This window comes from Ruminococcus sp. 1001713B170207_170306_F1 (genome assembly GCF_015668065.1).
GTDB classification, from domain to species: Bacteria; Bacillota; Clostridia; order Lachnospirales; family Lachnospiraceae; genus Blautia_A; species Blautia_A faecis.
Genome location: NZ_JADPEX010000012.1, coordinates 1 through 21,800, shown reverse-complemented (window position 1 = coordinate 21,800; position 21,800 = coordinate 1). Strand labels below are relative to the sequence as shown.

Genomic DNA, 21,800 nt, shown 5'->3' with positions numbered 1-21,800 from the left:
TTTATCCCCGGTTGTTGTCAATCATATACAGCAAGGCATTACAGATGCACGCTGCGATATTTGATCCACCCTTACGCCCGCGGGCTACAATGTACGGTACCTCTGTATGCATGATCAGTTCCTTGGACTGCACTACATTCACAAACCCCACAGGCACACCGATGATCAGCTCCGGATCCAGCTTTTTCTCCTCGATCAGCTCATAAAGGCGAACCAGTGCTGTAGGTGCATTTCCAATAGCAAAGATCAGCTTTTTATCCAACCCGGCCGCCTTGTCCATGCTGGCTGTGGCACGGGTGGAACCATTTTCTTTCGCAATCTTCGCCACATCCTCATCTGACATAAAACAGTAAACCTCACCGCCATACCTTGCAAGGGCGCGTTTATTGATTCCTGCTTTTGCCATCTGGGTGTCGGTTACAATACAGGCGCCATCTTTAATTGCCTGAATCGCTTTTTCCACTGCGTTTTCGGAAAAACAAAGATTTTTCGCGTAATCAAAATCAGCGCTTGTGTGAATACATCTCTTTACCACCAGCTCTGTTCCCGGGAGCAGAGGAGTATCACCAAGCTCCTCTGTGATGATTTCAAAGCTTCTTTTCTCTATGTCCATTGGTTTTACATTTTCCAGTTCTACCTTCATATTTGTACCCCCTCTTCCAGGATTTCATATATCTTCTTCATATCCAGATGTTTCCGGAGCTCTGCTGCCAGAATATCATACTGGGTTTCCTTAAACGCCTGGAAATCCATACCAGTCATTCCAGATACATCCAGACCTTTCTTTTCTCCAATGATCTGTACGATTGCCTCAGCTACTGCCTCTTTATCAAAAACACCATGTACATAGGTTCCACATACATTGTCAAGATAAGCACCATCCGACTTTCTCTCTCCGGTTACGCTATCCTGAATACTGGTAGATGGCTTTGCATCTCCTTTCAGGGCAGTCTCACCCATATGGATCTCATATCCTTCCAGAGCAGTATCACTAAGCTTTGCAAACGCACCAGTCAGCTGGCCGAAAGAGCCTTCCACTCTGGTTCTGGTCTTTTTCTTTGCAAAAACGGTATCCATTGGAAGAAGACCCATACCTTTGATCGTTCCGCCAGCTTCCACTCCATGAGGATCGCTTAAAGTCTCGCCCATCATCTGATAGCCACCGCAGATTCCAAAAATCAGCTTTCCTTTCGCAGCCTCCTTCAGGATCAACGCTTCCAGACCATTTTCCCTCATCCACAGAAGATCTTCCATTGTATTTTTGGTTCCCGGCAGAATGATCATATCCGGATTACCAAGCTCTGATGGATTTTTCACATAGCGAAGGGAAACCCCCTGGATACTCTCCAACGGATTAAAATCTGTGAAATTAGATATTCTGGGCACTCGGATCACCGCAATGTCAATCAGGTCTACTGTCCGCTTTGTCTCAAAACGTTCCGTAAGGCTGTCCTCATCCTCCACCTGAATATTCAGATAAGGAGCTACGCCTACAACCGGAATGCCGCTTCTTTCCTCCAGCATTTCCACCCCAGGATCCAGAATGGTTTTGTCTCCACGGAATTTATTGATGATCAGACCTTTTACCATCTCCTTCTCGTCTTCTTCCAGAAGCATAACAGTTCCGATCAGCTGGGCAAAAACACCGCCACGGTCAATATCCCCTACCAAAAGCACCGGAGCCTTCGCCATTTTCGCCATACCCATATTTACGATATCATCACTTTTCAGATTGATTTCTGCCGGACTTCCTGCTCCTTCTATAACAATAATATCATTTTCTGCTGCAAGAGCATTGTAAGCCTTCATAATATCCGGCACCAGTTTTTTCTTATATTTGAAATAATCCCTGGCGCTCATGTTTCCCAGAACCTCACCGTTTACGATCACCTGGGAGCCTACATCGTTTGTAGGCTTTAAAAGAACAGGATTCATCAGAACAGAAGGAGCAATTCCGGCTGCTTCTGCCTGCATCACCTGGGCACGTCCCATTTCCAGACCTTCTTTTGTGATAAAAGAATTCAACGCCATATTCTGGGACTTGAAAGGTGCCACACGGTACCCGTCCTGTTTAAAAATTCTGCAAAGGCCTGCTGCCAGAAGGCTTTTTCCGGCATTAGACATTGTCCCCTGCACCATGATTGCTTTTGCCAAAATGTGTTCCTCCTTTTATAAAATCACATTTTCAACTTTGGTTCTATTTATTTCTTTCAATGCCCTGACAAGCTGCTGATTTTCTTCATGTTTCTTCACCGCCACCCTGTAATATCCTTTGGAAAGCCCGGTATAATTACTGCAATCGCGTATCAGGATCTTCTTCTGCTCCAGCTTCTCATACAAATCCGCCGGACCTATAAAAAACACGTAATTCGCCTGAGAAGGATAAACCGGATAGCCAAGCGCCGTCAGTTCTTCTTTCAGATATGCCAGTTCCTGAAAGGTCACCTGTCTTCCCTTTTCTACATATTCTCTTTCCTGCAAAGCCGCCAGACCTGCTGCCTGTGCCATGGAAGAGACATTCCAGGGCTGACATACACCTTCCATTTTCCTCAGAAGTCCTTTATTTCCGCAAAGACCATAGCCAAGTCTCACACCTGCCATAGCATAGCGCTTTGTAAAAGCTTTCAGAAGAAACAGATTGTCATAGGTTTCCAGATATTCTTTTAGCGTATATTTTTCTGGTGATGGAACGAAATCCAGGAAGCATTCATCCACTGCCATAAGAATATTAAGCTCCTGACAACGCTTCAGAATTTTTTCCAGCAACGGTTTTTCCACCAGAAGCCCGGTTGGATTATTGGGATTACACAGGAAAATAATGTCAATCTCTTCTGTCAATGCCTGTAAGAAGTTTTCCTCCAGCACAAACCTCTTTTTCCCATTCAGGAGAAAAAACTCTACCTGGCAATCTACACTATATAATGCCTGCTGGTATTCTGCAAAAGTCGGAGCCGGCACCAGAGCCCGTCTTGGATTCACCGCCCGGCAAAGGGAAAAGATCACCTCTGCAGCGCCGTTTCCGCAGATCACCTGATCCGGCTTCGTATTCTCATATTCTGCAATGGCTTTTTTTAAGGGAGTGCAGCCTACCTGGGGGTAGTCATTTATATGCTCCAGACTTTCAATGATCGCTTTTTTGATTCCCTCCGGGGTACCAAGAGGATTGCAGTTTGCTGAAAAGTCAATGCACCCCTGATGATGATACACATCACCGCCATGTATGTGTTTTTCCATTGTTGTCTCCATTCAAGTAATTACATGATCTAAAGCGTGTTTGAAAAAGGCTTTCTGTAAGATGTGCGTCACAATTTTAAAACATACTTTAATCTTTTATTTGTTGCTGTTTTTTCAGCAAAATCCGCTATAACACAGTTTTCAGAAGAACACTCAGCCCGAAGAATAAAATTGCTCCCACAATACAGGTTGCATAAAGCAGCTTATTCGCTCTTGGAATATCCTCGATTTCAACCGGGCGGATCGGATCCCCGATCGTCGGTTTTTCATATAGCTTACCAAAATAATAAGCATTTCCTGCCAGCTGAACATCCAGTGCTCCTGCCATAGCCGCTTCTGTCTGGGCAGAATTGGGGCTTGCATGATTGCGGCGGTCTCTTCTGTATATTTTTACTGCATTTTTGGTATCCATTCCAACAAATACTGTGGACAATGCCATCAACCAACCGGAAATTCTGGCTGGAATATAATTCGCCACATCGTCAAGTCTGGCTGCACATCTTCCAAAATACAGATATTTATCGTTTTTATATCCAAGCATAGAATCCATAGTGTTGATGCCCTTGTACAAAAACATCAGGGGAATTCCACCGATTGCCATATAAAACATAGGGGCAATAATTCCGTCAGAGGAATTTTCCGCAACCGTTTCCACAGCTGCCTTCGTCACTCCGATTTCTGAAAGTGCCTGTGTATCACGTCCCACGATCATGGAAACGGCATAACGCGCTTCCTCAATGGTTCCGTTTTTCAGGCGGTCATATACTTTCATACTTTCCACTTTCAATGATTTTGTTGCAAGCAGCTGTCCGCACCAGAAAGTCTCCAGTGCAAAGCCCAGCCAGAAATTCCATTTATAAAGCAGATGGATTACAACGTAAGGAATAAAAAAGGTAATAAAACAGACAAGAACAACTTCCAGAATGCCTCCTGCCCGCTCACCCTTATCTGTTTTCGGAAACACCTTTCGTATTCCTTTTTCCAGTATGCTGATCAGATTTCCTATAAGACATACCGGATGATATAGCCATCTTGGATCTCCTATAAGCAGGTCAAGAATAAAACCTGCTGGAAGAGTTAATAATCGTATCATTTTTGTAACTCCTTATACTCCAGACACTTTTTTAAAAATGCCTGTGGGATTTTCGGATTTGCGTAATAATATAAATGAGGAAAGCCAGCTAACAAATGATCAAAGCCGTGCATGCAGTCCCACCCGCGTTTGCTTTCCGGTTTGGAAGCATGAAATGCAGTTCCACAATTATCCGAATCAAAATAATGAAATTCATGGGCCGGACTTACTCCAAGATCTGACTCCCCAAGAATCGCTGTTTCCTGTTTTCCATCGGAAATCCCCTTATTCTGCCTCAAAGTAATATAGCCAAACCGGGTCAGTCTGGGTGTTCGCCATACCTTACCCGGAATAACGCCTGCCATTTCATAGAATTTCCCATCCATTCCCTCCATGCTTTCGTGGAGATACATGAACCCACCGCATTCTGCAAGACAGGGCATTCCATCCTTTATGGCTGCCGCAATTTCCTGCCGCATAGAAAGATTCTCCTCCAATGCTTTTCCATTTAATTCCGGATATCCACCATAGAGAAGAAGTCCGTCCAGATTTTCTGGTAAATGTCCGTCATGTACAGGCGAAAAGGCCACCAGCTCGGCACCCATGGAACGAAGAAGATCCAGATTGTCTTCATAAAAGAAGCAGAATGCCTCATCTTTCGCAAGACCGATCCGAAGCTTCTTTGGGCTTTTCCAGGTACACACCTGACTCATTTCAGTCAATACATCCACTTCTCTTTTCACCTTTTCAGCTATTGCACTGGTTCCAGATGGCTGACATAGGGATCTCTCATCTGTCTTTTCCAACAATGGATATTCCAACACTGGTGCCTCATTGGCCAGTTTTAATATCTCTTCTATTTCCAGACTGTTCTCCAGCACTTCTGCCAACTTCAAAAGCCGTCCCTTCAGTTCCGGGATTTCTTCTGGCAAAATCAGTCCCAGGTGTCGGCTCTCGATCACACAATCTTCCACCCTTGGCACATAGCCCAGTACTTTGATGCCAAGCTCCTCTTCCACCAGTTTCTTCATTCTGGGATAGAGCATAGGGGACATCTGGTTAAAAATCACGCCTTTTATGCGGCTGTCTTTTTTGTATTCCAGAAAGCCTTTTATGTAGGCAGCAAGAGAGACACTCATTCCCTTGCTGTTCACGATCAGAATAACCGGCGTATCCGTAACTCGCGCCAGATCATAAGCACTTGCCAAAGTAGTGGTTCCTGCCACTCCATCGTAAAAACCCATAACGCCTTCCATCACTGCAATTTCACAGTCAGCACTGTTTTTTGCAAGAAGAGATCGGGTAATCTCCTCTCCTGTAAAAAAAGTGTCCAGATTTCGGGATTTTGTACCAATTACCTGGGTATGGAACATGGGATCAATATAATCCGGTCCGCATTTAAAGGAGACTGTCTTTATTCCTCTGTTTACCAGTACCTGCAGCAGACCACAGGTGAGAAGTGTTTTCCCGCTTCCGCTGGCTCCTGCTGCAAGCAAGATCCTGGGTATTCTTTTTTTCATGATAGTCCTCCTCTTCTTTCCGCGCCAACAACCTTTTTCTGCACTCTTAAGAAAACCACACCTGTCATATCTGCGCCCGGGGGCTCTGGCAGGTAATGATATAAATAGGATTTTCTCCCATCATCAGGTGATACCTTCCAAGCTCCTTTGATCTGGAAACTGCAAGCTGCACTACATCCTGTTCCTGGAAATTATATTCTCTTAATACATTCAATGCCTCACTGATTGTTTCCAGAGTAATGCAATTGATCACAATCCGCACTTCCCTGTTTTTATGTAAAAGCAGGGCGACGATTTCCTTCAGATTTCCAGAAGAACCGCCAATAAACGCATGTGTAGGAACCGGCAGTTGCCAAAGCACCTCAGGAGCCTCTCCTTCTATGATTTCCAGATTATCTGCTGCAAACTTCCGTTTATTTTCGTAAAGAAGTTCCACTGCATCCGCTTTTTTCTCAACAGCAAATACCTGTCCCTGATCCGCCCGAAGGGCCATCTCCACCGAAACAGATCCGGTTCCGGCTCCCACATCGTAACAGATGGAATCCTGATGAAGTTTCAATTTGGAAAGGGAAACGCTTCGCACCTCTTCCTTTGTCATAGGCGCTTTTCCCCTGATAAATTCTTCATCTCTGATTCCATGGGTAGAAAATGCAGGCGTGGCGTTTTCATTATAAGCACAGACCACACTCAGAGCCTGTCCTTCATAAGAAGCCAGTTCACTGGCTTTTGCCGCAAATATCCGTTCCTCCGGATAGGATAGATTCTCTCCCACATAAAGAAGAACTTCTCCCATCTGATATTTCACCAGTTTCTGTGCCAGCTCTGCCACCGCACTTCCCGTTCCCAAAATAGAAAAAACCTTTCTGTTGTGCCGGATCAGAGAAGTCAGATTGCAGTTTTTCCCGTGGGCGCTGGTGATCTTCGCATCATCCCAGGATAAACCGATCTGGGACATAAAATAAACCACAGAAGAAATTCCGCAGATAATCTCAATGGAGACACAGCCATTCTCTTTTTCACTGTGCTCCTGCCCTTCAAAATCATCTGCTAAACCCCCCTCTGGTTTCCTTCCATTCAACACATCCAACAGCTTCTTCGCTCCGCTGTAGAATCCCACATCCCCGGACAAAGCTATCACAATATTCTCATATTCCGGATGGCTCTTAATATAAGCTCCAATCACATCGCTGCGGTATTCATACACCACCGGCTGTCCCGGCTCCCGGATGGAATCTGCCATACGCCTGGCCCCAATGATCAGATCAGCTCTTTGAACTGCCCTTTTTCCCTGAATTGTAAGGGTTTTCTCACTTCCCATCCCAATTCCCAGGAGTGTAACGTGAGGTTTCAGGGTGAGTCCAAAATGTTCCGTTAGCATATGTTTACATTCTGCCACAGAAAGGCCCTCTTCCTGCAACGGTCTTCCAATTATAACAGGAATCACATCGCACATAAGTGCAGCATCAATTTTCTCCTGAAAACCACCTGCTTTTCCTGTATCCTTTGTCACAAGATATCTGCAGTCATACTGTCGAAGCATGGCTGCGTTTAATTCCATGGAAAAGGGTCCCTGCATACCGATCAGATGCTTGCCCTCAAAGCCGTAACCTTTGCAGGTTTCCATCACAGATGGCAAAGACAGAACACGGGCATAAATGCGTTCTCCTGCATCAGATAAAGCTGTAAATTTTCCAAGCTCCTTGCTGCCTGTGGTAAGCAGGATATTTCCTTTTGTACCTTCCAGAAATTCCACTGCTGCCTCTGTATTCTCCACATAAACAGCCTTATCCTGATAAGCACCGGCCTCTCTTAATACTCGCTGGTAAGAAAAACCTGTATTTTGGCAGGCAGCACGAATGTTCTCCGTTACCTCGGCAGCATACGGATGGGTAGCATCCAGCACCAGTCCGGGACTGAGTTTTTTCAGAAGCTTTTCCATCTCCGTCCCATTCAGGCGGCCAGCGTGGATTTTCAGATATTCGTCCTCTTTTAATGATTTGCTTCCGTAATCGGTAGCGACACATGCAAGCACACTTACTTTATTTTTTGCCAGAAAGCTGCAGATTTCACAGCCTTCTGTGGTGCCTGCAAAAACAACAACATCAGACATTTTTATATCCTCTTGGTGTTACCATTTTTCCATCAATATTTCTGGTCTGTGAATTTCCGATAAATACAGTGGTAAACATATCTACCTGTGTTTCTTTCAATTCAGCCAGAGTCATAACCCTGGCAGTTTCACCCTCGCGGTTAATGTTCTGCACGGTACCGCATACTGTTTCCGGAGATTTGTGTTGAAGCATAAGTTCGCAGGCTTTTTTCAGATAATCGTGTCTCTTGTGACTGGACGGATTGTAAAGAACAATCACAAAATCAGCTTCCGAAGCCAGAAGAAGACGCTTCTCGATCTTTTCCCATGGTGTGAGCAGATCACTGAGACTGATCAGACAGAAATCATGGATCAATGGAGCACCAAGCACTGCTGCTCCTCCGGTTGCTGCTGTAACACCTGCAACTACTTCCAGCTCCACCTCCGGATAGTTTGCGCCGATTTCATACATAAGACCAGCCATTCCGTAAACTCCCGCATCACCACTGCAGATCATGGAAACTGTCTGGTCTTTCATAGCCTCATCAAAAGCCATTACACAGCGGTCTACTTCCTTTCTCATAGGTGTAGTGAGAAAAGATTTTCCCGGAAAATGGTCTTTTACAAGATCAATATAAACAGTGTATCCAACGATCACATCACTTTTTTCAAGAGCTGTAGCTGCAGCTCCTGTCATTCCTTCATAAGAACCTGGTCCGATTCCTACCACATAGATTTTCTTTTCTTTACTCAAAACGTATCCTCCAATCTCCAAGGACAAGAGCCGTTGTCACGCCCTCTGCGCCCCGTTTTCTCTGTATAAAATGAATGCCAGTATGATTCTCTGCGGCTTTCACCGCGCTTCGTTCACACACATTATCCACACCTACTGTCTTACTCACAAAAGAGGATGAGGTGAATTCACCCTGCACAGACAGAAGTTCCTCACTGGAAAATGTTTTGAAAGGAACTCCCAGCTTTTCTGAAAGAGCCAGAAGCCCGGGTTCTTCTTTTTTTACATCAATGCTTGCAAGAGCTGCAACTGCCTCCGGATAAATGTCATTTTCTTTCAGGCGGCTGAATGCTGCTTTTTCCACGGCTTCTGATTCTTTATTTTTCCGGCAGCCCATTCCAAGCACGACAGCCGGTGGAACTACGTGCGTCGTTGAGACAAAGGGATGACAGCTTTTATGTACGGTCACGGCAATCCCCACCTCTGGAAGCGGTGTGCCGTCCACAGTCTCATACTGTATTTCTGAAAGTGATATGCCAGTCTTTCGGCACCAGATCAGTCCCTTTGGCAGTTCTCCCTCCCAGGGAAATTCGCTGTAGAATCCAACCTTTTCACCTGCCAGCAGCGCGGCAGAAACCTCTTTCGCCTCTTTCATTCGAAAAATGTGACAGTTGTTTTTCTTTGCAAACACATCCACAGCAAATTTTCCCTCAAGATCTGTGGCTGTTGTGACTACAGGGATTGCCTGTAAAATGTCTGCAGCCAGACAGGCAAGTTCATTTGCCCCGCCAAGATGTCCGGACAACAGGGATATCACGAATTTGCCCAATTCATCTACTACCAGCACAGCCGGGTCTTTCTTTTTGCTCTGTATAAAAGGAGCGATGCTGCGCACTGCAATTCCGGCTGCTCCAATGAAAATGATACTGTCTGCATTTTCGAACTGTTCTCCCGTCCATTTCCCGCAGCTTCCCTTTATAGAATCTGGAATGTATTTGCTCTTTGTGAAAAGAGAAACTATATTTCCTTCTTTTTCCAGTCCCTTTTTTAGTTTCTCTCCTGTCTGCTGCCCTGTCAGGGTGTAGCATATCATGGAAATTTTCATCCGTTTTCCTTTCATCTGGAACAGGCTCTAACCTAAGCTGCCATATCAAATAACCTTATTCTTATTTCGTTGCTTCACGGAACTCTGTTGTAAATCCTGGATCGTATAACTTGGAACGGTCATAATGAGCGGCATTTACGCAGTCTCCAATGATCATAAGTGCAGTCTTCGTAATATGATTCTCCTTCGCAGTCTGCGCCAGGGTTCCTACTGTGCACACAAATTTCTTCTCATCCTCCCAGGTTGCCTTATACACAATCGCAGCAGGAGTATCTGCCGTATAACCGCCTTCGATCAGTCTTCTGCTCAGTTCTTCCAGCATTCCTGTGCTGAGAAAAACAACCATAGTTGCCTGATGAGCAGCAAAGGACTGAATGCTTTCCTTTGGCGGAACCGGAGTTCTGCCTTCCATACGGGTGATGATCACGCTCTGGGAAATATCCGGCAGCGTATATTCCAGATTTAAAGCACTTGCCGCACCGCAGAATGCACTGACACCAGGACAGTAATCATAAGCAATCCCTTTCTCATCCAGCACATCCATCTGCTCACGGATGGCACCATAAATACAGGGATCACCTGTGTGAAGTCTTACTGTTGTCTTGCCGGCCGCTTCTGCCTTTTCCATAACAGAAAGCACCTCTTCCAGTGTCATCTTTGCACTGTTATAAATAGTACAAATATCCTTTGTATACTCCAGAAGTTTGGGATTTACCAGAGATCCTGCATAAATAACTACGTCTGCTTCTTCCAGATATTTCTTTCCCCTTACGGTGATCAGATCCGGTGCTCCGGAACCTGCTCCTACGAAATGAATCATGGCTTTCTCTCCTTTTTCACTATAATTTTTATTGTGCAGCAAAGTTTTATAATTCTTACTTTAATAAATTTTCACTTTGCCTACATTGGTTTTTTATTTACATTATCTTATTTTTCCTTCACAATGATCAACGAATAATAACCTGCATCATCTGGAATTTCTTCCACACTTCTATAAATTTTCTCATCTGGCATTCCGCAATTTTCAATCATCTCGGCCTTATTACCAGATGCTTTGATCTGTGCTTTTACTTCCTGCATTTTTTTGCCGGTTTTCATCAAAACTTTCGTTCCGGGAAGCTTCAATGCTTCTTCTATCTGATAGGAGGCAGGGATTACATGAAGCTGCTGGGATTTTTCCACCAGTCCTTCATTAAATCTGGCACTGACTGCACAAAAGGATGTAATGCCGCTGACGATTTCTGTGGCATATCCCAGCTGTTCCACACGTTTGTGTACATAAATATATGTAGAATATACGGTCGGGTCTCCCAGGGTGAGAAATACTACATTTTTTCCTTTCTCAAGCCATTCTGCAATTATTTTTGCTCCTTCATCATGAACACGTTTCAGTTCTTCTCTGTCTTTGATCATGGGCATTGGCAGGGAAATCATCTGTTTGCTGTCAATTTCCGGGTACGCTCCTTTCATGATCCTGTATGCCACAGATTCTTTTGGGTTTTCCCCTGGAAAAGCCAGTATATCTGCTTCCTTTGTAAGTCTTAAGGCCTTTAAAGTGATCAGCTCCGGATCCCCTGGGCCAACTCCTACGCCATATAATTTTCCTGTCATAGATCTCTCTTTCTGAAATAGTTTTTAAACATAACTACTCTGTTTTTATTTTTTGCTCTCATAAACTGAACATATCTTTATTCGTAAAAATGCCCTACAACATACTGTCCATGCCTGCAATTTGCACACTCTATCATCCCGCTTACATTTGAAGTTTAAGCATTTCATCCTGCTTTTGAATTTCCTGAATCAGTTCACCGGCATCTCTTGTTTTTCCCAGATATCCATATACATTGTTAAAAACAACCGCACCAAGCTTAATTTGTTCATAAGAACGGTGATCCAGATAAAACTGGATTCTTTCCATAATTTCTTGCATTGCAGGCTCTAAAAGGCCTTTTTCGTGCAAAATATCAAGGGCATCATCTGTGGTATTGCAATTCAGGATATCTCTTGCAGTATCTCCATCCGCTCCCACTCTGAGGGCATTGGCTGCAAGCACTTCCATACGGGCATCTGCACTGTGGGAATGGGTGTTCATAATTCCTGCTGCTACCTTTACAAACTTGCCAATATGGGCGACAAACAGGATTCCTTTCACTCCCATATCCACAGCCATATCAATGGTTTCTCCCACATAATTGCTGCACTTAATATTTCGTTCGAAAGGTAAGGTCATGTGCTCACGCAGATAATCTGCCCCATAGTTTCCCGGAGTCACAAGAAGGTACTTCTCGCCCTGGGTAAAGTGCTGCTTCATTTCCACATGAATGCTTTCTACAAGAGCTTTTTCACTCATAGGCTCCACAATTCCGGAGGTTCCAAGAATGGAAATTCCCCCTGTGATTCCCAGCCTGGGATTAAAGGTCTTCTTGCCGATCTCTACACCTTCCGGAACAGAAATCACAACCTTCAGCCCTCCCTCATAGTCATGGGAAACTGCAGCTTCTTCTGCTTCTCGAAGGATCATGGCACGAGGAACAGGATTGATCGCCGCTTCTCCTACTTTCTGGGAGAGCCCGGGTCTTGTAACTCTGCCTACGCCCACTCCGCCATCTATGACGATTCCGGCAGTATCCGTCTTCCACACTGTAGCATACACAAGAATGCCATTTGTTGTGTCTGGATCATCTCCGGCATCTTTTTTCACTGCACAGGTAACCTGATTTTCACTGATCTGAATGTCATGCAGTTCCAGGTCAAGGAGGATTCCCTTGGGAGTCATAAGCGGTACAGATGTTAACTTTTCTTTTCCCAGAAGCATCAGGCAGGCGCCCTTGCAAGCTGCTGCCGCGCAGGAACCTGTGGTATAGCCAAAACGCATTTTCTTCTGTCCGCGGATCACATAATAATCTTCCAATCCTGTCTTATGTTCCATGTTTCTTGCCTCCAAAGCTATGAGGAACCCGCTATGCGGGTTTCCGGGATTGTGACGGCAATCTTCACGTCCGCCCCATCTGTTACGTAAATAAAAGAAGCCCTGTCCTGACAACAAAGCTTCTTTCCTATCAGTCTTATCCCGGTTGCCGCAGGAAATCCTGTTTCTGAAAAAGCAACCAGTATCTGACTGTACAGTAACGGACTTGTGCAGGAATTACACCTGGCTTCCTGATCATGCTTTTCCCTGTTTTTATCCGTTACATTATATAATTTTGCCATTTAAAAGTCAATAAAAGGGGATCGCTTTCCTTATCTTTTGCAGTTACCTTTTACACAACTTTATGTTCCATCCATTTTCCACTCTTAAACCGCAGACTGAACACGATCGCACGTACCGTCCAGTCTGTGAACATTCCGATCCAGACCGCCATCGGTCCCATGCCACATACCCGGATCAGATAAACGCACAGGCAAAAGCGGAAAGTCCACATAGTAATGCAGGAAGTAATCATGGAAAACTTCACATCTCCTGCCGCACGCATGCCGTAAGCCGGAATAAACGCAAACATCCATACGATTGGTTTCACAATGGTGATCCAGAACATCATATCAAGACACATTTCAGCGCTTTTAGCTTCCATTCCACCAATCATGGTAATCGGCCGTGCAAGGACATATACCACTGCACAGCAGGCGATGAGAAAGACTTCGGAAAAGATCATCAGTTTCTTCATATAATAAACTGCCTCGTCTTTTTTTCCGGCTCCAAGACTCTGTCCCACTACTGTCATAAGTCCGATTCCAACACCAATTACAGCTGTTCCATTTAACATCTCCAGCATATTTGTCATAGCCTGGGCTGCAATTGCAGTGGTTCCAAGTGTAGAGACTGTAGACTGGATTGCCAGCTTTCCAAGCTGGAACATGCTGTTCTCTATGCCAGAAGGAATGCCAAGGGCAAGAATCCTGCCAATCATTTTTCCATCCGGACGGATTTTCAGATAATCACGTACCACAATTGGCTGCCTGTCTTTTCTAAGCTGGTACAGCACTACTACTGCACAGAAAATTCTGGATACCAGTGTGGAAATGGCTGCTCCGGCAACTCCCATATGAAATACCCAGATCAGGATTCCATTTCCCACAATATTCATCACATTGGAAATAATGGAAATTACCATCGGTCCTCTGGTGTTTTCCTGTGCACGGAAAATGGATGCTCCGGCATCATAAAGTGCAATAAAAGGATAGGACAGCACAGTATAAAAGAAATACACCATAGAATTCTCCATAACATCCGCGTCTACTTTTCCGAAAATAAAGCTAAGAAGCGGTGCACGGAAAGCAAGTCCAAGCACAACGATGAAGACAGAAATGGCTGTTATGATAAAAAGTGCCTGCCTGGCTGATTTGTTCGCCATCTCGTGATTCTTCTGTCCAAGATACTGGGTACAGATAATGGTACCTCCTGCTGCCAGTGCAGAAAAGGCCTGAATAATCAGTACATTGATAGAGTCCACAAGAGAAACGGCGGAAATGGCCGCAGAACCTACATTGCTGACCATCATAGTATCTACCGTACCCATCAAGGCATTTAATAGCTGCTCCATAATAATGGGAACAAGAAGCGCCCGGAGCATTTTGTTTGTAAAAAGATGTTGCTGTTGTTTCATATGTTTTCTCTTTTTCCTTAAATGTATAAATAGTTCCTGTCGCATGGATGTATATCTCATAAAACTGCTTCAGATACTTCCATGCAAATATTTTCTGTGCTATTATACACCTTGAGCGAAAAAAATACAGTATTTAATTACGCACAATCCTTATGTTTCAACATAATTTTAATACAATTTTAGGAGGAACACCTTGGACAGAATTCTTACATACACTATAAAGCCAGAGCAGGAAGGAATGCAGCTTCTTGATTTTCTCAGGAGCAAGGGCTTTTCCCGGGGAATTTTATCTTCCATGAAGGCAGATAAAAATGCGATTCAGCTAAATAGTGAACGGGGATTTGGGAAATCAATTCTTCAGGCCGGGGATTCTCTTCACATACATATTCCGGAAGCGGACAACACCGAGAATATCCTGCCTGTGAAAATGGATCTTTCTATTCTATATGAAGATGAAGATATTTTAGTCATAAATAAGGCGGCAGACATGCCTGTGCACCCTTCCATTGGAAATTATGATAATACACTGGCGAATGGAGTTGCCTGGTATTTTAAAGAAAAAGGACAGCAGTTCGTCTACCGCTGCATCAACCGTCTGGACAGAGACACCACAGGAGCCCTGATTCTGGCGAAAAACCCTTATAGCGCAGCAGTTCTCTCTGCCCAGATGAAGCAGCGTCAGATCCGGCGTACCTATCTGGCAATTGTACAGGGATTCACACTAGAGCAGGGAACTATTGATGCGCCTATCGGGCGTGTAGCAGATTCCACCATCGAAAGACAGGTGGATTTCGCAAATGGGGAAAGTGCGGTCACACACTATGAGCGATTAGCCACCTATCATTCCTACTCTCTCATCGAGCTCCATCTGGAAACCGGACGCACTCATCAGATCCGTGTGCATATGAAGTACATTGGACATCCGCTGCCAGGAGACTTTCTCTACAATCCAGATTACAGAATTATAAAAAGACAGCCCCTGCACTCCTTTCAGCTGGAATTTGCTCACCCTGTTACAGGAGAAAACATGTGTATTACTGCCCCTGTCCCAGAAGATTTTGCAGATGCCTTTCATCGTTCCTAATGGCAACCGAATTCGTGTAAAATATACCGCAAAACAGGCCAGAACCTCATAACCGTGAAGTTCTGACCTGTCTCATTTTTTCTCAGAAAGCTTATAATTCTTTTCTGTTCTTCTCATATATAATGAGCAAACCTTTTAACAAAAGATCCTCATCCAACAAAATCTCCCGCTTGCAATGTGGGATAATCTTACGTGCAAGACCACCAGTTGCAACAACTGTAATTTTCTGACCAAGCTCTTCTTCAATTCTGTCAACAATTCCGTCAAGGGCTGCTGCATTGCTGTAAATCACACCGCTTTTCATGCATTCAATGGTATTTTTTCCAATGATGCGCTTCGGTGCTTCAATACTGATTCCGCTAAGCTGAGAAGCACGGGCTGTAAGGGCATCCAGGGACACTCCCATTCCGGGAAAAATCATGCCTCCCACATAATGCTTCTTCTCATCTACCACGCTTACCGTACTTGCAGTTCCCATATCAATAATTGCCAGTGGAAGAGAATATTCATGAATTCCTGCAACTGCATTTGCTACAAGATCTGCTCCAAGCTGTCCGGGATTATCCATCAGGATATTCAGACCTGTTTTTACACCTGGTCCCAATACCATAGGTTCTTTTTTCAGAACCTTTTCAGCTGCAAGCTTCACGGCATTGGTAATCTGCGGTACTACAGAGGAAATAATGCAGCCTTCAATATCAATCCGCTTAATATGATATAAATCCAAAACTGTCTTCAGGTCAACTGCGTATTCCAGTTCTGTTTTTGTACGGACAGTGGAAAGTCTCTCAATGAAATAAGTTTGCTTTGAATCAATGCAGCCAACCACAATATTTGTGTTTCCAATATCAATTGCTAAAATCATTTTTTCCTCCATGGTTTCTCTATCATCAGCCGCAATCAGCGGCCATTTTTGCAAACAGTCTGTCTGTTTTCAATTTTCTTAAACTTCTGCTGTTTTTACCACTTTCTCAGATTTCTTCTCTGTTCCCGGAAGAAGCCTTGCCTTGTAAAGGGCTGCTCCTACAGCACCTGTGATAACGGTAGCGGAAAGCATTTCACATACTGCGTTGATTCCTACAAATGTACAGATGAACAGAATCACGTTTTTTCCACCCATAAGTCCCTGTACATACTCGGTATTTCCAAAAAGACCAACTAATAACCCCATAAAAAACAGAGTATTTAAAAATGCAGAAAGAAATCCTGTTACAGCACAGGAAAGATAAATATTTTTTGATTTCCTGCGGACTCCCTGGAAAATATATCCAAGAAGAAGTCCGTCAACCAGTCTTGGAATAAATCTCTGAACAAACGCCAGGAATGGATTAATTCCGAACAAAGTAACACCCATAAGGCTGGTACCGCCAATGCCGATACACTGTCCAAAGCTGGTAAGTCCGAATACGGCTCCTGCAATGGCTCCGCCTACAGGTCCCATTGTAATTGCGCTGATGGCAACCGGAATAATATTAAAGGTGATTGCAAGAGGCCCGATATTCAGGTAGCCAAGAGGTGTGTAAGCCATAAGAAGAAGAATTGCGATCATAAGGCCCAGTAAGGTGATTTGAGATGTTGCAAATTTTTTGTTCATGTTGTCCTCCTTGTTATCGTTCCCTATATTAGAGCCTATTCAGACTCAGGGATACAATACGGTATGGAACAGCGGGCATGTTTTTTTGGTATTTACCCGCCACTCTGAAAAATGTGTTATCCTCTGTCCAGATTTATAAAATACAATCTGCGAATATAACACCAGTGCCACTGCCTGCGGCTTCGCAAAAGATTTATAAATGCTGCCAGAATGACAGCCTGTAAATAACTATCTGCGAACTCTCTCAAGCAGTATTTTATCCAGGATCTTAACGGCTGCATCCTCCTTGCTCATTAGCGGGAGTGATACTTCCTCATCCTGTGTAATCAGAGTCAGAACATTGGTGTCCCCCTGGAATCCGGCGCCTGCCATTTTTACATTGTTGGCAGCTACCATATCCAGATTTTTCCTGGTAAGTTTGACTCTGGAATTACCGATCATATTCTCTGTTTCCATAGAAAAGCCACAGAGAAACTGTCCATCCGGTTTGTGCTCTCCAAGATATTTCAGAATATCATCTGTTCTCTCAAGGGCAATGGACATGTCATCGTCTTTCTTTTTAATTTTTTCATCGCTCACACTGGCCGGACGATAGTCTGCCACTGCTGCTGCTTTAATGATAATATCCTGTTCCTGACTGACAGAGGTTACAGCCTCATACATATCTCTGGCTGTTACCACTGGAACCACTCTCACAAATGGTGGCGGTGCAAGTGCAGTACGTCCACTTACCAGTGTGACATCTGCTCCGCGCAGCATAGCCATTTTTGCAATGGCATAGCCCATCTTGCCGGAAGAATGGTTGGTAATATAACGGACAGGATCAATTGCCTCCTGGGTAGGACCGGCGGTAACCAGCACCTTCAGCCCTTTCATATCCTTCTCACAGGCACACTCTCTCAAAATATAGTTTAAAAGAGTCTCAGGCTCCGGCATTTTTCCCGCTCCGGTATCGCCGCATGCAAGATAGCCTACAGCAGGATCGATTACTTCGTATCCATAATGCTCCAAGGTTTTTAGATTATCCTGGACAATGGGGTTCTCGAACATATTGGTGTTCATCGCCGGAGAAATAAATTTCTTGCATCTGCATGCCATAATGGTGGTTGTAAGCATATCGTCTGCAATTCCATGAGCCAGCTTGCCTATCACATTGGCACTTGCCGGTGCGATCATCACAACGTCAGCCTTTTTCGCAATGGACACATGCTCTACCTGGAACTGAAAATTCCGGTCAAAGGTATCCACAAGGCATTTATTCCCGGTAAGTGTCTCAAAAGTAATGGGATTAATAAAATTAGTGGCATTTCTGGTCATTAGCACATGAACGTCTGCCTGCTGCTTCTTCAGCGTACTTGCAAGATATGCGATCTTATATGCTGCAATACTTCCAGTAACTCCCAGAAGAACTGTCTTTCCCTCTAACATTATCTTCCCTCATCTCTCTTTGAAATCTTTTGGACAAAATTCATCTGTTATTTTATATCTTTGTCCGTACCGCTTATTATAATGCAAAGAGACGTATGAATGCAATGTATTTTTTATATGTTCGGCTTTTCATACATAATTTACCTTTATATGCATCTTTTCTTTGTTTTTTTATCTGTTATAATAGCCTTAGACTTTTAACAGCTATTCCAGAGCATGTTTGAAAATCCTTCCCGCAACCTGCATGCCCCACTTTGCGGGAAATTTTGCCATCTGTTTTCGACTTTCATTATAAGGATACTGCAAAAGAAAGGAACCATTATGAACTACCAGATCACACAGTGGTGCGCCCACTTTATCTCAGAGCATGTAAAAGAAGGAGACCTTTGCATTGATGCCACCATGGGAAACGGAAATGACACTCTGCTTCTTTCCCGTCTTTGTGGGGAAAAAGGGCATGTACTCGCTTTCGATATTCAGGAAATAGCACTTGCCAATACCAGAGAGCGGCTCGAAAAAGAAAATGCCCCCCACAATTATGAACTATTTCTGGATTCCCACGTAAATATGGGAAAATACGCAGAGCCTGTGAGTGTAAGCTGCATTGTATTCAATTTCGGCTATCTGCCGAAGGGCGATCATACTCTTGCCACAAGGGCAGAATCCAGTATTCAGGCACTTACCGTATCCCTGTCCCTTTTGAAAAAGGGCGGGATCCTGATGCTGTGTATCTACAGCGGCGGAGATTCCGGGTTTGAGGAACGGGATGCACTGCTGAAATGGCTGAAGGTGCTGGATTCCAGGAAATTTCTGGTTATTAAAACAGAATATTACAACCGGCCTAATCATCCGCCTATGCCCGTACTTGTAGTCAAACTGTAACTTGTATACAAAAAGCAACAACTTTTTCCCATGTATTTACTCAAAAAACACCCCTTAGACAGACTACAATTATTTGTGTCTGCCAAAGGGGTGTTTTATCTTCGATATTCTCAAACTGTACTTTATCAATCTATAATGGTAACGCTTGTCATCACCGGCTGCTCATCTGCAGAAATAGTTCCATTGTTATCTGTAGGCTTTGCATCCTTGCAGATCTGGTCAACAATGTCCATGCCTTCTGTCACATGTCCGAAAGCGGCATACTGTCCATCCAGATAGGTACTGTCAGACTGTACGATAAAGAACTGGGAGCTTGCACTGTCCGGGTCTGAGGATCTTGCCATGGAGATCACACCTCTCTCATGGGAAATATCGTTCTTTACGCCATTCTCAGAAAACTCGCCCTTAATAGTCTCATCAGAGCCTCCTCTTCCGGTTCCTTCCGGATCTCCGCCCTGGATCATAAATCCATCAATAATACGGTGGAAAGTAAGTCCGTCATAGAAATGCTCCTGTGCCAGTTTCACAAAGTTGGTTACACTGATAGGTGCTGTGTCCGCATCCAGTTCCACCTTAATGGTGCCGTAGTCCTTCACCTCAATCTCTGCATGATGAAGACCGGTAAGATGCTCTGAAGTATCCAGAACAGTGCTGGTATCGTCTGCTGTATCTGTATCTTCTCCATCCCCGGAACCGTCTGTAAAGCCGGAAACTTCTTCCTCCGTTCCTTCTGACTGGTCAGCACTCTCATCTGTACTTTCCTCTTTTGTTTCTTCTGTGTCTTTATTTTCTTCTGTGCTCTCTTTAGTATCTGCTGCTTCTGTGCTCTTGCTTTCCTCTTTCGTATTATCTGAACCACAGCCTGCCAGCATTCCTGCGGAAAGAGCTGCCACCATCAGCATTGCCAGAATTTTTCTTTTTTTCATGATTTTATGCCTCCAATTCTTGATGCCATCTTTTTCTATTATAACGAAAATCACGTAAAAAACAATTGTTTTCACAGATTGTTCAATTTCTTTTTCTTTGTCTTGCCACAGCTTGTATTGTCTGCTAAAATCAAGAAAGAATTTATCAGAAAGCGAGGTCTTTTTTATGGAAAAGATTACCAGTTTCACAATAGATCACATCAAACTTCAGCCAGGCGTTTACGTTTCCCGCAAAGATCCGGTTGGAAATAGTGTGATCACCACTTTTGACATTCGTATGACTTCCCCAAATGAGGAGCCTGTTATGAACACAGCAGAGCTTCACACCATTGAGCATCTTGCTGCTACTTTTCTTCGCAACCACAAGGAATTCGGACCGAAGATGATCTACTGGGGACCAATGGGCTGCCGTACCGGCAATTATCTGCTGCTGAACGGAGATTATGAATCTAAGGATATTGTTCCGCTTATGGTTGAAACCTTTGAGTTTATCCGTGATTTCCAGGGCGAGGTTCCTGGTGCTTCCCCGAAAGACTGTGGAAATTATCTGGATATGAACCTTGGAATGGCGAAATATCTGGCTAAGAAGTTCCTGGATGAAGTGCTGTATGACATCAAGCCAGACAGACTGGTTTATCCGGAATAATTTGATTTGATATATTCAGAAATCTCCCTCTTACCATTTCATGGCAGGAGGGAATTTCTTTAGTACTCAAAAAACGCTATGCAAACGATAATATCATCCATTTACATAGCGTCTTTCATCTCATCATTTCATCGCTTAAATTTCCAGCCTGTCAGCCTGCGACAGCCTCATCAGCTGCAGCATCTGCACTTCCTTCTGTAGCTGCCTGATCAGCAGTTCCATCTGCGGCTGCACCGTCAGCTGCCACTGCACTTACATAATCACCGGACACATAAGCAGTCTGTCCCTCATAGGAAACCTCAATCCAGCCATTGTCGCATACACCTGTACTTGTAAGCTGTGTACCGCTTGTTACACCTGCAATCCAGGTAGCATCTGCACTTGCATCTGCACGAAGGTTAATATCTGCATTCGCAACATATGTACCATCCTGCTTGGTTACATTCACACCGCTTGCAGTCTGCTCTACAACTGGTTCTGGAGTAGGAGTAACTTCTGGTGTAGGAGTTGCCTCAGGGGTTGGTGTTGGAATAGGGGTCGGGGTTGCCTGTATAACTGTAACGCTTGCTCCTGCACCTTCCTCAAATCCACATCCAGGGATGCAAAGTGCTGCGCCCAGAAGCAAAACGGCTAATGCTGCTTTTTTCATAATATAGTTCCTCCTTTACAAAGCAATGGTGCTTTGAATTGATTCATCTTCTTTTCATATAATATTACAAAAACAGACTCATTTCGCGAATCGTTACAATTAATATACAGTATTATTACAAATTATGCAACCCCTAAGTGTATCTTTGCAATAAAGCTATGAACCATTTATGATAATGTCCTAATATACCATAAAGGAAAATGTCCCAATGTAGTATAATGCTTCCATCAACAG

Annotated in this window: 21 protein-coding genes; 3 read left to right on the top strand and 18 right to left on the bottom strand. The window is 44.1% G+C overall.

From position 1 onward, the window contains the following. Position 1 precedes the first annotated feature (1 nt). The 13 genes from I4V84_RS08915 to I4V84_RS08860 all read right to left on the bottom strand — a co-directional run bounded on the left by I4V84_RS08915 (position 2) and on the right by I4V84_RS08860 (position 14,357). Entirely contained in the window at positions 2–643 is a 642-nt protein-coding gene (locus tag I4V84_RS08915) for a precorrin-8X methylmutase (protein ID WP_195409293.1), read from the bottom strand. Then, entirely contained in the window at positions 640–2,154 is a 1,515-nt protein-coding gene (locus tag I4V84_RS08910) for a cobyric acid synthase (protein ID WP_195991672.1), read from the bottom strand. Before I4V84_RS08910 ends, I4V84_RS08915 begins: the two co-directional genes overlap by 4 nt. A gap of 15 nt (positions 2,155–2,169) precedes the next feature. After that, positions 2,170–3,234 (bottom strand): histidinol-phosphate transaminase, encoded by a 1,065-nt coding sequence (locus tag I4V84_RS08905; RefSeq protein WP_195991670.1) that lies wholly within the window; start codon positions 3,232–3,234, stop codon positions 2,170–2,172. Between the two features lie 127 nt (positions 3,235–3,361). After that, complete coding sequence (cbiB, locus tag I4V84_RS08900; RefSeq protein ID WP_195991668.1) at positions 3,362–4,327, bottom strand: adenosylcobinamide-phosphate synthase CbiB; 966 nt, start codon at positions 4,325–4,327, stop codon at positions 3,362–3,364. Beyond that, positions 4,324–5,826, bottom strand: a complete 1,503-nt coding sequence (locus I4V84_RS08895) for a cobyrinate a,c-diamide synthase (RefSeq protein ID WP_195991666.1) — start codon at positions 5,824–5,826, stop codon at positions 4,324–4,326. The genes cbiB and I4V84_RS08895 overlap by 4 nt, the downstream gene beginning before the upstream one ends. Before the next feature lie 64 nt (positions 5,827–5,890). After that, entirely contained in the window at positions 5,891–7,936 is a 2,046-nt protein-coding gene (gene cobK / locus I4V84_RS08890) for a precorrin-6A reductase (RefSeq protein ID WP_195991665.1), read from the bottom strand. Continuing rightward, the gene (gene cobJ, locus I4V84_RS08885) at positions 7,929–8,669 is read right to left on the bottom strand and encodes a precorrin-3B C(17)-methyltransferase (RefSeq protein WP_173716581.1); all 741 of its coding nucleotides are present in this window, start codon (positions 8,667–8,669) and stop codon (positions 7,929–7,931) included. The genes cobK and cobJ overlap by 8 nt, the downstream gene beginning before the upstream one ends. After that, the gene (locus I4V84_RS08880) at positions 8,662–9,768 is read right to left on the bottom strand and encodes a cobalt-precorrin 5A hydrolase (protein WP_243284056.1); all 1,107 of its coding nucleotides are present in this window, start codon (positions 9,766–9,768) and stop codon (positions 8,662–8,664) included. The genes cobJ and I4V84_RS08880 overlap by 8 nt, the downstream gene beginning before the upstream one ends. A 46-nt stretch (positions 9,769–9,814) precedes the next feature. Next, a complete protein-coding gene (gene cobM / locus I4V84_RS08875; RefSeq protein ID WP_118579928.1) occupies positions 9,815–10,573 on the bottom strand; it encodes a precorrin-4 C(11)-methyltransferase in 759 nt (252 codons plus the stop codon). 107 nt (positions 10,574–10,680) lie between these two features. Continuing rightward, entirely contained in the window at positions 10,681–11,364 is a 684-nt protein-coding gene (cobI, locus tag I4V84_RS08870; protein ID WP_173771988.1) for a precorrin-2 C(20)-methyltransferase, read from the bottom strand. Positions 11,365–11,506: 142 nt separating this feature from the next. Beyond that, entirely contained in the window at positions 11,507–12,682 is a 1,176-nt protein-coding gene (cbiD, locus tag I4V84_RS08865; protein ID WP_195991664.1) for a cobalt-precorrin-5B (C(1))-methyltransferase CbiD, read from the bottom strand. A 17-nt stretch (positions 12,683–12,699) separates the two neighbouring features. Then, complete coding sequence (locus I4V84_RS19615; protein WP_173718104.1) at positions 12,700–12,963, bottom strand: hypothetical protein; 264 nt, start codon at positions 12,961–12,963, stop codon at positions 12,700–12,702. Positions 12,964–13,013: 50 nt separating this feature from the next. After that, positions 13,014–14,357, bottom strand: a complete 1,344-nt coding sequence (locus tag I4V84_RS08860; RefSeq protein ID WP_195991663.1) for an MATE family efflux transporter — start codon at positions 14,355–14,357, stop codon at positions 13,014–13,016. Positions 14,358–14,550: 193 nt separating this feature from the next. Between I4V84_RS08860 and I4V84_RS08855 the strand changes: the two genes are divergently transcribed. Further along, positions 14,551–15,441 (top strand): RluA family pseudouridine synthase, encoded by an 891-nt coding sequence (locus I4V84_RS08855; RefSeq protein ID WP_195991662.1) that lies wholly within the window; start codon positions 14,551–14,553, stop codon positions 15,439–15,441. Positions 15,442–15,532: 91 nt separating this feature from the next. Here I4V84_RS08855 and I4V84_RS08850 read toward each other — a convergent pair whose 3' ends face one another. The 3 genes from I4V84_RS08850 to coaBC form a co-directional block, all read right to left on the bottom strand. Next, entirely contained in the window at positions 15,533–16,306 is a 774-nt protein-coding gene (locus I4V84_RS08850) for a type III pantothenate kinase (RefSeq protein ID WP_118579916.1), read from the bottom strand. Positions 16,307–16,384: 78 nt separating this feature from the next. Beyond that, positions 16,385–17,035 (bottom strand): ECF transporter S component, encoded by a 651-nt coding sequence (locus tag I4V84_RS08845; protein WP_195991661.1) that lies wholly within the window; start codon positions 17,033–17,035, stop codon positions 16,385–16,387. A gap of 228 nt (positions 17,036–17,263) precedes the next feature. After that, entirely contained in the window at positions 17,264–18,463 is a 1,200-nt protein-coding gene (coaBC, locus tag I4V84_RS08840) for a bifunctional phosphopantothenoylcysteine decarboxylase/phosphopantothenate--cysteine ligase CoaBC (protein WP_195991660.1), read from the bottom strand. 321 nt (positions 18,464–18,784) lie between these two features. On the opposite strand from coaBC, the gene I4V84_RS08835 reads away from it, so the two are divergent. Beyond that, positions 18,785–19,345: a class I SAM-dependent methyltransferase gene (locus tag I4V84_RS08835; RefSeq protein ID WP_207748638.1), complete on the top strand. Its 561-nt coding sequence runs from the start codon at positions 18,785–18,787 to the stop codon at positions 19,343–19,345. A 125-nt stretch (positions 19,346–19,470) separates the two neighbouring features. Here the strand turns inward: I4V84_RS08835 and I4V84_RS08830 are convergent, their stop codons facing one another. Further along, positions 19,471–20,271: a peptidylprolyl isomerase gene (locus I4V84_RS08830; RefSeq protein WP_195991659.1), complete on the bottom strand. Its 801-nt coding sequence runs from the start codon at positions 20,269–20,271 to the stop codon at positions 19,471–19,473. A gap of 166 nt (positions 20,272–20,437) precedes the next feature. Between I4V84_RS08830 and I4V84_RS08825 the strand changes: the two genes are divergently transcribed. After that, the gene (locus I4V84_RS08825) at positions 20,438–20,917 is read left to right on the top strand and encodes an S-ribosylhomocysteine lyase (RefSeq protein WP_118579904.1); all 480 of its coding nucleotides are present in this window, start codon (positions 20,438–20,440) and stop codon (positions 20,915–20,917) included. Positions 20,918–21,068: 151 nt separating this feature from the next. Here I4V84_RS08825 and I4V84_RS20130 read toward each other — a convergent pair whose 3' ends face one another. Beyond that, entirely contained in the window at positions 21,069–21,566 is a 498-nt protein-coding gene (locus tag I4V84_RS20130) for an SH3 domain-containing protein (RefSeq protein ID WP_173718102.1), read from the bottom strand. Positions 21,567–21,800: the final 234 nt, after the last annotated feature.